The sequence below is a fragment of the Agrobacterium sp. O3.4 genome, from assembly GCF_041414895.1.
Classification (GTDB): domain Bacteria; phylum Pseudomonadota; class Alphaproteobacteria; order Rhizobiales; family Rhizobiaceae; genus Agrobacterium; species Agrobacterium cucumeris.
On record NZ_JALPZP010000015.1, the window covers coordinates 1 to 10,742 of the forward strand.

11 protein-coding genes are annotated in these 10,742 nt (G+C 62.3%); 10 read left to right on the top strand and 1 reads right to left on the bottom strand.

Annotation, left to right across the window (positions count from 1 at the left end; all coding sequences use genetic code 11):
* The 4 genes from M0412_RS26170 to M0412_RS26185 form a co-directional block, all read left to right on the top strand.
* Positions 1 to 1,686: xanthine dehydrogenase family protein molybdopterin-binding subunit (locus M0412_RS26170; RefSeq protein ID WP_371338346.1), on the top strand; the 1,686-nt coding region annotated here is incomplete at its 5' end.
* Between the two features lie 3 nt (positions 1,687 to 1,689).
* A complete protein-coding gene (locus M0412_RS26175) occupies positions 1,690 to 3,036 on the top strand; it encodes an FAD binding domain-containing protein (RefSeq protein WP_269704272.1) in 1,347 nt (448 codons plus the stop codon).
* An 80-nt stretch (positions 3,037 to 3,116) separates the two neighbouring features.
* Positions 3,117 to 4,523: an FAD-binding oxidoreductase gene (locus M0412_RS26180; protein WP_269704269.1), complete on the top strand. Its 1,407-nt coding sequence runs from the start codon at positions 3,117 to 3,119 to the stop codon at positions 4,521 to 4,523.
* 105 nt (positions 4,524 to 4,628) lie between these two features.
* Positions 4,629 to 5,123, top strand: a complete 495-nt coding sequence (locus M0412_RS26185) for a MarR family winged helix-turn-helix transcriptional regulator (protein ID WP_269704267.1) — start codon at positions 4,629 to 4,631, stop codon at positions 5,121 to 5,123.
* Between the two features lie 9 nt (positions 5,124 to 5,132).
* On the opposite strand, the gene M0412_RS26190 is transcribed toward M0412_RS26185, so the two are convergent.
* A complete protein-coding gene (locus M0412_RS26190; RefSeq protein WP_309568479.1) occupies positions 5,133 to 5,813 on the bottom strand; it encodes a MarR family transcriptional regulator in 681 nt (226 codons plus the stop codon).
* A 20-nt stretch (positions 5,814 to 5,833) separates the two neighbouring features.
* Between M0412_RS26190 and M0412_RS26195 the strand changes: the two genes are divergently transcribed.
* From M0412_RS26195 to M0412_RS26220, 6 genes are all read left to right on the top strand, one after another.
* On the top strand, positions 5,834 to 6,925 hold the full coding sequence (locus tag M0412_RS26195; RefSeq protein WP_269704265.1) for a cupin domain-containing protein: 1,092 nt from the start codon (positions 5,834 to 5,836) through the stop codon (positions 6,923 to 6,925).
* Positions 6,918 to 7,580 carry a maleylpyruvate isomerase N-terminal domain-containing protein gene (locus tag M0412_RS26200; protein ID WP_269704263.1) on the top strand — a complete coding sequence of 221 codons (663 nt, stop codon included), beginning with the start codon at positions 6,918 to 6,920 and terminating at the stop codon, positions 7,578 to 7,580. The genes M0412_RS26195 and M0412_RS26200 overlap by 8 nt, the downstream gene beginning before the upstream one ends.
* Positions 7,581 to 7,653: 73 nt before the next feature.
* Positions 7,654 to 8,361, top strand: coding sequence for a fumarylacetoacetate hydrolase family protein (locus M0412_RS26205; protein WP_269704261.1), 708 nt, complete (start codon positions 7,654 to 7,656; stop codon positions 8,359 to 8,361).
* Positions 8,361 to 8,999 (top strand): maleylacetoacetate isomerase, encoded by a 639-nt coding sequence (maiA, locus tag M0412_RS26210; RefSeq protein WP_269704259.1) that lies wholly within the window; start codon positions 8,361 to 8,363, stop codon positions 8,997 to 8,999. Before M0412_RS26205 ends, maiA begins: the two co-directional genes overlap by 1 nt.
* A 118-nt stretch (positions 9,000 to 9,117) precedes the next feature.
* Complete coding sequence (locus M0412_RS26215) at positions 9,118 to 9,393, top strand: NAD(P)-binding protein (protein WP_269704257.1); 276 nt, start codon at positions 9,118 to 9,120, stop codon at positions 9,391 to 9,393.
* Complete coding sequence (locus M0412_RS26220; protein ID WP_269704255.1) at positions 9,278 to 10,333, top strand: 3-hydroxybenzoate 6-monooxygenase; 1,056 nt, start codon at positions 9,278 to 9,280, stop codon at positions 10,331 to 10,333. The genes M0412_RS26215 and M0412_RS26220 overlap by 116 nt, the downstream gene beginning before the upstream one ends.
* The last annotated feature ends 409 nt before the right edge of the window (positions 10,334 to 10,742 follow it).

Genomic DNA, 10,742 nt, shown 5'->3' on the forward strand with positions numbered 1-10,742 from the left:
CTTCGTTTGGCGAGGTCAATTGCCAAAATATGCACGTTAGACATGGTCTCCTCCTTCAAATGCGCCACCCTGGCGCGGATGACATCATACGATGCCAGGCGAAGGGGCATCCACCGCATCAGTTCAGAGAACGGCGTGCTGACGCTTTCGGTCGGCGGTCAGGGACCTCATCACGACATGGTCGCGCTCTCCGGCGCGCTCAACTTGGCGCCCGAGAAAATCCGCGTCCTCAACCCGATGATGGGAGGAGCTTTCGGCGGCAAGGAGGACTTGAACGTCCAGCTGCCCCTTGCGCTGGCGACCTTCAAGACCGGCCGTCCGAGCCGCCTCATGTATGACCGCGAGGAATCGATCCGCGTTGGCGTAAAGCGGCACGGCTATCAGGTTGCCTACGAGGTGGGAGCAGCCGCCGACGGCACGCTTCTGACCGCGAACATCTCGCTCCTGTCGGATGCGGGCGCCTATATGACCTACAGTCCGGTCGTGCTGTCACAGTCGGTCGAGCATTGCACTGACCCCTACCGCTTCAAGGCGGTGAAGGTCGACGCCAAGGCGATTTATACCAACAACGGTGTAGCCTCGGCTTTCCGCGGCGTGGGCGCTCCGCAGGTCCTACCAGGCATAGAACAGGCCGTGGACGACATTGCCCGCGCGACCGGGATTTCGCCCTTCGAAGTTCGCCGCCGAAACCTCCTGCGCAAGGGCGACAAGGCGGGTCCTGGTTTCCCAATGGCCGAAAACCCGATCCTCGCACCGCTGCTCGATGCGGCCGAAGCCGGCTCGCTCTGGAGTGGGCGCGAGGCCTTCAAGGCGGCCGCCAGTCCCTTTGCCGCGCGGGGGGTCGGTGTTTCCTCGGTATGGTATAGTTTCGGCCTGGGCTCGGGCGCTGAAGCGGGGGCGACGGTGCGCCTGACCCGTCGGGCAAGCGGCCGCTACCTCCTGGAACTCGGCGTCCCCGATGTCGGAAACGGCAATCTCACTTCGTTCATGATGATCGCCGCCGAGCATCTGGCCTGCACCCTCGAAGACATCGATTACATCATGGGTGACAGCTTCGGGCCGAACTCTGGCGCGACACACGGTTCGCGCACGACCTATGTGGTTGGCAATGCCGTTGCCAAGACCGCCAAGGAACTGCGCGCCAAGATCGCCGCCGCCGGCCACAACGATGATCTCGTGGTCGAGGCATCGTTCATCCCCGAGCAGACCGAGCAGTTCGTCTTCGGCATGCCTCACATCGCCTACAACTACCTGGTCCAGGTCATGGGCATCGAGGTCGATCGGTTAACCGGCGAGGTCAGCGTCCTGGAGGTCGAGAACTATGTCGAGACTGGCCGCATGATCCATCCACAAAACATCGAGGGCCAGATAGAGGGGGCATTCGTCCAGGGCCTGGGCTTCGCACTCTACGAGGATCTGATCCTTCAGGCCGGCAAGGTGATGAACCCGTCGCTGACGAACTACGTCATCCCCAGCATCCGTGACACCCCCATCAAGATGACCACGCGGCTGTTCGAACATCCAGACGTGACTAACCCCCTGGGCGTTCGCGGCCTGGGCGAGATCGGCCTGCCGGTCGTCCCCTGCAGCGTGGCCAACTCCATCTACGATGCGATCGGCCACCGCTTCGCAAAATTCCCCATCAGCCCTGAAGCCGTCCTGTCTGCGCTCAAAGGAGAGGAGTGAGAAATGATCAAGTTCGTCGTTAATGGCGTGGACAAGACCCTGTCCGCCGATCCGCGCACTCCGCTTCTGGAGGTCTTGCGTGAAGACCTGGGCCTGACCGGCACGAAATATGGCTGCGGCGAGGGCGAGTGCGGCGCCTGCACCGTCATCGTGAACGGCAAGACGATCTGCTCTTGCCTCGCCTTAGCCGGCGCCGTCGAAGGGAATGAGATCACCACAATCGAGGGCATAGGAAATGATCCGGTCGGTGTCTCCCTCGCCATTAACCTCGCAAACGAGGGGGGTGTGCAATGTGGGTTCTGCACGCCGGGGTTCGTGATGCAGGGTTGGAGCGCGGTCACTTCGGGCGAGGTTAGATCCGAAGAGGACCTGCGCGATGCCCTTGGCGGCAACCTATGCCGCTGTACCGGATATTCGAAGATCCTGACGGCGATGCAAAAGAGCGTGAACGACTCTCCTGGATCTCCGCTTTCCGCGCGGCTCGGCTCCGGCACAGCCACGAGTTTGCAAATGGACGGTTACTGGCGGCCGGCCTCGCTGGCCGAACTGCGCAGCGGTCTGGCCGCACAGGTGGCACCATATCGCTTCGCCGCGGGCTACACTGACCTGATGGTGCAGGAACAGCACCACCTGAAGGATTTGACGCTGATAGACTTGGCGGCTGTTTCCGAGTTGCGCGGGATCCGTGAAGACGAGACCTACATCAGCATCGGCGCCATGACCTGCTGGACCGATATCATTCATTCGCCCGAAATCGCTGCCCATTCGCCGGTTCTGGCCATGGCAGCGCGCGAGATCGGCGCGATGCAGATCCAGAACCGGGCAACGATCGGCGGCAATATCTCCAATGCTTCGCCTGCTGCCGACGGCCTGCCGCCGCTTTATGCCTATGACGCCGAGATCCTCTGTATGGGGCCGCAGGGCGAGCGCGCGGTTCCCATTGCCGATTTCGTACAGGGCCCGCGGCGGGTGGCTCTGGAACCAGGCGAGTTCATCGCCGAGATACGAATCCCCAAGGCTGGAGACCGGCGCGCAGAGCAGTTTTTTTTCGAGAAACGCGGCCCGCGCAAGGCGCAGACCATCTCGAAGGCGTCAGTGGCCTATCACGCATGGACCGGTGCCGACGGCGCGCGCCAGGTGCGCATCGCGATTGGCGCGGTGGCGCCCACAGTGTTGCGCGTGCCGGAAGCCGAGCGCCTGCTCGCGGCGGGCGGAGATCGCGAGGAAGCTGCCGCCGCCCTGATGGCGGCCGCCCGTCCGATCACCGACATCCGCTCGACTGCGGAGTATCGGCGCGACCTCGTCGGGGGACTTCTCCTGCACGGCCTTGCACGGGCAACTGCCAACTGACCGGCGTCCCACGCGTGCCTTGGCCAGTTGGGCAGGGCAGGCTTCACAGATCAAGGAACGATGAAATGTTCGGAGCGGGCATGGAAGCTCTCCTCGGCGGAGCGATTATCGGTGGGGCTGCCGGGGCGGGGATAGCATCCCTTCTCCGCTATCGTCTCGCCTCGGGCGTGTCGCGGGCCGAGCCGGTGGCGACGGAAGAACGCCCTCCGGCCGAGGCCGACGTCGTGGTGATCGGCGCGGGGGTGGCGGGGCTCGCGACCGCGCTTTATCTTAACGAACATGGCATGAAGGTGCTGGTTCTGGAGAAGGGCGTGGTCGCCGGCGAGCAGTCCAGCCGCGCCTTCGGCTGGATCTATTCCAATGGCTGGCACCCGGAGAAGCTGGAACTGGCCAACCAGGCCAAGCGTCTCTGGGAAGGCTATGCCGGGCGTTTCGGCGAGGACATTGGCTATCGCCGGACAGGGAATTTCTCCCTCATCAATTCGGAAGAGGAGATGGAGGCGCATAAGGCTTGGCTCTCCGAGGCCAAGCAAGCCGATCCTTCGATTACCTCGCGCATCGTGACCGGCGAGGAACTCGACCGTCTCCTGCCAGGGCTTCAAGACCGCTATCTCGGCGCGCTCTATCAGGACAGCGATGGCACGATCGAGCCACAGTACACGATCTCACGTCTGGCGCGTGGAGCCCAGCGCGAGGGGGTGACGATATGTGCGCCCTGCGCGGTACGGCAAATTGAGCTCGCCGGCGGACAGGTCGCAGCGGTGGAAACCGAACACGGAACCATCCGCTGCAAAACGGTGGTGATCGCCGCCGGTGCCTGGAGCTCGCTTCTGGTACGCCAGCTGGGCGTCCGGCTGCCTCAACTCGGCATCTGCACCACGATGCAGCGGCTGTCATCGGTCGCCGGCCCGGCGGGCGCGGGTTATGGTCGCGACTTCACCTGGCGCCGCCATGCGGACGGCCAGTATTCGATGGGCGGGTTGCGCCATGTCTCGCCGCTCACGCTCGACAGCTTTCGCTTCCTGCGCGACTTCATGCCGGCTATGGGGCACGCCCGTTCGATGCTGAAGCTGCGCTTCGGCGGCGATTTCTGGACGTCGTTTGGAGAGAGAGCATCAAGCCGAACAGATGCGGCTTCTGTCTTCGAGCATGTCCGAATTCTGAGCGCCCGTGTCGACCGCAAGGAAAACGGCACCATCCGCGCGAATGCGACGCGTGCATTCCCCGCGCTGGCCTCGGCACGGGTGGTCGACAGTTGGGGTGGCGTCATCGACGCCACGCCGGATTCCACCCCGGTCATCTCGGACGTGGCCAACACCCCCGGAGTTTTCCTCATCACCGGCTTTTCAGGCAATGGGCTTTCGGTCGCCCCCGCTGCCGGGCAGATGCTTGCGGCGATGATCGCCGGCGTCAAACCAGTCTGCAACCCGGCAATCTATCGCCTCCAACGGTTTCGCGACGGCTCGCCCTTCGTCTTCCGCCACTGACGACCGAAACACAACTGGCACGAGCGGTCCGGCCCCGCCGCGACTGAATGCTTGCAGGTCGCACCTTCGGCGGCTAATACGACCTTTACTAGTCGGAGTGAACTATTGTCCCGGGACAAAAATCAGATCACGACATATGCTTTCCTGGCATTTTGGCTGCATCGTCTGTCCGCCGAAGTGATCAAGCGTTTTGAATCGGCTCTCAGCGTCTATGGCGTGACGGTCGCACAGTGGAATATCCTTCTCCTGCTGAACAGCCACGACTCCAACTCGCCGCGCACGATTTCGGACCTTGCGGGTGTTGATGCAGGAGCAGTCAGTCGCACTATCGACCGGCTGTGCAGCAAGGGCCTGGTCGAGAGAATCTATGATCAGGAAGACGGCCGATCGGTCCGTATTGCGCTGACGCCCGCGGGGCAGGCCCTCATCGAGCCGACGCTGAAGATCGCAATCGAGCAGGATCTTTACTGGACGCAGCAGATGAAGAACATCACGCGCGAGGAGTTGGCGGATCTTTTCCAGAACTTGTTGGCGTCGGACGTTTTGAAGGAAAAACTCGTTCCCTCAAAGATCATCAGCCGCGACAGCCGTCCCGGTTAATAACCCGGTTCATTTTCGCAAAAGCGGCGCGCGACTGTAGCTATTGCCGGCCTCGGCCGCCTTGGCCAGAAGCTCCATGAAGGTTTGTCGCTCGGCGGCCGAGAGGCCCTTCAGGATGACGTCCTGGACTTCGAGCACCGCTGGGCGGGCTTCCCGGATAAGCGCCGTTCCTTCTTCCGTCAGGTAGACCAAACGGGCGCGTTTGTCCTTTTCGGAAACTTCGCGCCGGATCAGGCCCTTCTGCATCAGGCGATCCACGACCCCTCCGATCGTAGTGCGGTCGTAGGCAATCATGCCTGCAAGGCTTGCCTGATCGATTCCCGGCGACAGCTCGATCGTGTGAAGCGCGGCGAACTGAACGGGGGTGAGATCGATCTTGGCGTCCTCGAATCGCGTTGCAAAAATCGCCACCGCCACCTGCTGCAACCGCCGGATGAGATGGCCCGGCAAAGCTTCCAGGTCGAATTTCGTGGATTTGCTCACCTCAACCGTCATTCCGCTCCCCAATCTCGCGGACTGGCCGCATTCCCAGGCTTCCTTAATTCCACTGACCAGCGATTGACAGGCGAAACTAATAAGTATACTTACTATTTCGACGGCGCACCGGACAGGGTGCCGTTCGGAGGAGATCAAATCGGTGCGTTGCTGCCACAACCCGTCACGTTGCAAGGGGTGGTCGGTCGTGCCCATTCCGAAGGGGGACCAGTCGAATGAAAGACACGGCGCACAACGCATCAACGCCGGATGAAACGCTCGAACTTCGCGAGCTGTATGCCGATTTCGAGCGCAACCACATTCTTCCCCTTTGGACACAATTGGGCGACTTGATGCCCCGCAATCCCAAGCCCACGGCGGTGCCGCATTTGTGGAAATGGCGCGAGCTCTACCCGCTGGCGAAACGCTCGGGAGATCTGGTGCCGGTGGGTCGCGGTGGCGAGCGCCGGGCCCTCGGCCTGGCCAATCCGGGTCTCGGCGGCAATGCATATATTTCACCCACCCTCTGGTGCGCGATCCAATATCTCGGCCCGCGTGAAACTGCGCCAGAGCACCGCCATTCGCAGAATGCATTTCGGTTCGTCGTAGAGGGAGAAGGCGTTTGGACCGTGGTCAACGGCGATCCGGTCCGCATGTCGCGGGGCGATTTCCTGCTGACCCCGGGCTGGCACTTTCATGGCCACCACAATAACACCGACCAGCCCATGGCCTGGATCGACGGGCTCGACATCCCATTCAGCCAGCAGAGCGATGTGGGGTTTTTCGAATTTGGTTCCGACCGGGTGACCGACTACGCCACCCCACGCTATTCGCGCGGCGAGCGGCTCTGGTGCCATCCGGGCCTGCGCCCGCTCTCCGGTCTTCAGGCCACGGTCTCCTCGCCCATCGGCGCCTATCGCTGGGAGTTCACCGACCGGGCACTGACAGAACAGCTTCTTCTCGAAGAGGAAGGGGTGCCCGCCACAGTCGGACCCGGCCATGCGGCAGTGCGCTACGTCAATCCGACGACTGGCGCAGATGTGATGCCCACCATCCGAGCTGAGTTCCACCGCTTGCGCGAAGGCACCAAGACGTCCCTTCGCCGGGAGGTGGGCTCGACCGTCTTCCAGGTGTTCGAAGGCCGAGGCAACGTGGTTCTTGGCAACCAGACGAAAGCCGTGGAGAAGGGCGACATCTTCGTCATCCCGTCGTGGGTGAGTTGGTCGCTTGAAGCTGAAACAGGCTTCGACCTCTTCCGCTTCTCCGACGCGCCGATCATCGAGCGGCTGAACTTCGACCGTACCTGGGTGGAAGGGCGGGATGCCTGAGGTTCTGCTCGGCGGTATCGAGCAAGCCCGCGCGGCTCTGCGAGCCCGGCAAGGCTTGGGCGCGCGCTACGACGCGCCGAACGCACCCGCCCGCGAGCTAGACTGGGCGCGTCGTGGAGCTGCCTATTTTGCCCGCATGCTCAACGAGCTGTCCGACAACGCCCTTAACGGCGACAGCCGCGTTCCGGGCTGGAGCCGCCGACAGGTCGCGGCCTGTGTGGCTTATCACGCCCGCGCGCTGGCCCGTGCGACCGAGCGCGCCAGGACCGGTGCGCCGATTGCGCTCTGGGAAAGTCCTGACCAGCGCGAAGGGGAGATCGAAGACGGCAAGACACTGCCTGCCGGCGCGCTGCGCCATCTCGTTTCCCACGCCGAGGTGCATCTCAATGTCGAATGGCGCGATCTGGCCGAGGACGATTGGGACAGGTCGCTGCCCTTCGAGGGCATCCCCAGCGCCCGCGTCACGCCCTGGCTGCGCGCCAAGGAGGTCTGGCTCCGCGCAGTGGACCTGCGCAACGGAGGCCGTTTCGAGGATTTCCCCGGGGACTTCGTCGGCGCGCTCCTTGCCGAGAAGACCGGGCACGCGCCCAACCCCTCAGGCGATTTTTTCGTGCTGGCACGCCGCCACCTCGGCACGAGCCAGAATAGTTACTGAACCAAATTAGCCGCTGGGCCCGAGCCCATCGCCGTCGGCCCGCCAAGGGCGAAAACAAAAGGCAGAGATTCACATGACCAAACGCCTCTTCCCAAACTTTCCCGACCCGATCTTTCCGCAAATCCCGGTCACGGGCTCGGAAGACGTCTATCCGCTGCACCGCATCTTCTGTGTCGGCCGCAATTATGCCGAGCATGCCAAGGAGATGGGCGTTGAGGTCGACCGCGAGGTACCCTTCTACTTCCTCAAGGACGCTGCAAGCTATGTCCCCTCGGGCGCGACGGTGCCTTACCCCGCCGGAACGTCGAACTACCATTATGAAATGGAATTCGTCGTTGCCGTCGGCAAACCACTCTGGAAAGCCTCGGTCGAAGACGCTCGTGATGCAGCCTTTGGCTTTGCTACCGGCCTCGACATGACGCGTCGCGACCTTCAACTCAAGGCACGTGCGACTGGTCGCCCCTGGGATCTGGGCAAGAATTTCGAGAAATCGGCGGTGCTCTCGGCGATCACCCGCGCCGAGGACTTTGGCGCGATCGGTTCGCAGCGGATCTGGCTGGACGTGGGTGGCGCGCGTCGCCAGGAGGCCCAGCTTTCGGACCTGATCTGGAAGGTCGAGGAAATCCTCTCGCACCTGTCCCACTTCTATCACCTCAATCCCGGTGACGTGATCTACACGGGCACCCCGGCTGGCGTGGGGGCGGTCGAGCCGGGCGCGGTACTCACGGGCGGCATCGATGGACTTGAGGGCGTCGAATTGACGATTGGCGAGGCCGGGTGATGATCTTTCACGGCTATTTTCGTTCCTCCGCAGCATGGAGGTGCCGCATTGCACTTAACCTCAAGGGTCTGTCCTATGAGTTCCGGGGCGTCCATCTGCAGAAGAACGAGCATCGTTCCGACGCCTACCGCACACTGAACCCTCAGGCCCTGGTTCCATCGCTCGATGTCGACGGGCTGGTGCTGACCCAGTCCCTCGCGATCATGGAATGGCTGGACGAGACATATCCCGAGGTGCCGCTCCTGCCCGCGGAAAAGGATCTCAGAGCGCAGGCGCGCGCCTTCGCGCAGATCATCGCATCCGACATCCATCCCCTGCAGAACCTGCGGGTGCTGAACCATCTCCAGGCAAGCTATGGCGTCGATCAGGCCGGGAAAGAGGCCTGGTGCGCCACATGGATTCGCCCCGGCCTGGAAGCGTGCGAGGAGATTGCCCGTCGCCAGAAACACGGCGGCGCCTTCACCTTCGGCGATACGCCATCGGTCGCCGACATTTGCCTCGTTCCACAGCTTGCTTCGGCAGACCGGTTCAAGGTCGACATCGCCGATCTTGGTCGCCTGAAGGAGATCCATGCCGCCTGCAATGCCCTGCCGGCCTTTGCGGAGGCAGAACCTGCACGGCAGCCCGATTTCTCCTGAATACGATTTTCCGGGGCCACGGGAGGGTGGCCCCGGTTAACCACGCAAGCCCCGCTTCCTGCGAGTGCAGCCTTTCCGAACCTAAACGGTGCCTTCCGGCCCAGCAAAGAGAAGAGACATGTCTCAAGACCTTCCCATCCTGATCGCAGGCGGCGGCATCGGCGGCCTTGCGACCGCCATCGGTCTCGCAAACCGCGGCTTCCACTCGGTGGTGCTCGAGAAGTCCCCGGTCCTTGGAGAGATCGGCGCCGGAATTCAGCTCGGCCCGAACGCTTTTCATGCGTTTGAAGCTCGGTGTGGGCGAGACCGCCCGCAAGATGGCCGTCTATATCGACAGCCTCCGTTTTATGGACGCCATGACGGCCGAAGAGGTGGCGCGCATCCCCTTGGATGACGGGTTTCGCACCCGGTTCGGTAACCCCTATGCGGTCGTCCATCGCGGGGATCTTTTCGGCGTCTTCCTGCGTGCCTGCCAGGAGAACCCCCTCGTCGAGTTGCGCACCAGTTCGGAGGTGGTCGATTACGAGCAGGACGCGGCTTCGGTCACGGCGATCGTAACGGACGGAACCCGTGTGACCGGACGGATGTTGATCGGGGCGGACGGGCTCTGGTCGAACATTCGCAGGCGCGTCGCAGGCGACGGCAAGCCGCAGGTTTCGGGGCATACGACCTTCCGTTCGGTCGTGCCGACCGACCACATGCCCGAAGAGTTGCGCTGGAACGCGGCTACGCTCTGGGCCGGACCGAAGTGCCACCTTGTGCACTATCCGCTATCGGACTGGAAGACTTTCAACCTCGTCGTCACCTATCACAATCACGCAGCGGAACCCGTAGCGGGCCTGCCCGTGAGCCACCAGGAGGTGATGAAAGGCTTTTCTCATACACACCCCAAGGCTCAGAAGATCATCGAGACCGGCATAGACTGGAAGCTCTGGGTCCTCTGCGACCGCGATCCGGTGATCACCTGGCAGGACAGCCGCGTGGTGCTTCTGGGCGACGCGGCCCATCCGATGCTGCAGTATTTCGCGCAAGGGGCTTGCATGGCCATGGAAGACGCGGTGTGCATCAGCACCGAGATCGAAGCCGCTTCGGGCGAGGTGGAACGCGCGATTCCAGCTTATGTTGCGAAGCGCCACATGCGTACCGCCCGCGTGCAACTGCAATCGCGCTGGATCGGCGAGAACATCTACCACCCCGAAGGTGCCCATGCGGAGTTGCGTAACACCATGATGCGCGCCAAGCGCCCCGAAGAGTGGTACGACAGCGTCGATTGGCTTTATGGAGGGCAGGCGAACAACGCCGGTGAAATCCCGGTGATCCGTCGTCTGAGGTGACAGGAAAGCCAGCTGTCGATTTACACTTCAATCTGGGACTCGGGCGTTTTTCGCAAGATAGTCACACTTCAATTGAGACTCAGGACGGGCGCGTCTCAATTGAAGTGTGATGTTCGGACGCTTAAGCGAACGCCGCTTCCTTTTCCAAGGCTGGCCTCCAAGATTCAATGCTGTCGTCGGTGACACGTTCGATACCATTCTGGATCGCCTCGACTGCGAGTTCGTTGAGTATCCCGAATAAGCGAGCTGTGATGCCGTCACCGAGGCGAGAAAGATGTCGTATGTAGATATGTCGGTACTCGCGGGACATTTCCATTAGCTTCCCAATTCTGGGACGATGGAGATGCACATGAACAAGGATCAGCGCGAGATACAGCGCAAGCTACGCATTCTGCGGCATGCTGACGAG

Bases quoted from the DNA above. Each gene is read 5' to 3' on its own strand.
- M0412_RS26175 (WP_269704272.1), top strand. From the start codon at position 1,690: ATGATCAAGTTCGTCGTTAATGGCGTGGACAAGACCCTGTCCGCCGAT.
- M0412_RS26205 (WP_269704261.1), top strand. From the start codon at position 7,654: ATGACCAAACGCCTCTTCCCAAACTTTCCCGACCCGATCTTTCCGCAA.
- M0412_RS26195 (WP_269704265.1), top strand. From the start codon at position 5,834: ATGAAAGACACGGCGCACAACGCATCAACGCCGGATGAAACGCTCGAA.
- M0412_RS26200 (WP_269704263.1), top strand. From the start codon at position 6,918: ATGCCTGAGGTTCTGCTCGGCGGTATCGAGCAAGCCCGCGCGGCTCTG.
- M0412_RS26190 (WP_309568479.1), bottom strand. From the start codon at position 5,813: ATGGGCACGACCGACCACCCCTTGCAACGTGACGGGTTGTGGCAGCAA.
- M0412_RS26215 (WP_269704257.1), top strand. From the start codon at position 9,118: ATGTCTCAAGACCTTCCCATCCTGATCGCAGGCGGCGGCATCGGCGGC.
- maiA (WP_269704259.1), top strand. From the start codon at position 8,361: ATGATCTTTCACGGCTATTTTCGTTCCTCCGCAGCATGGAGGTGCCGC.
- M0412_RS26220 (WP_269704255.1), top strand. From the start codon at position 9,278: ATGCGTTTGAAGCTCGGTGTGGGCGAGACCGCCCGCAAGATGGCCGTC.
- M0412_RS26180 (WP_269704269.1), top strand. From the start codon at position 3,117: ATGGAAGCTCTCCTCGGCGGAGCGATTATCGGTGGGGCTGCCGGGGCG.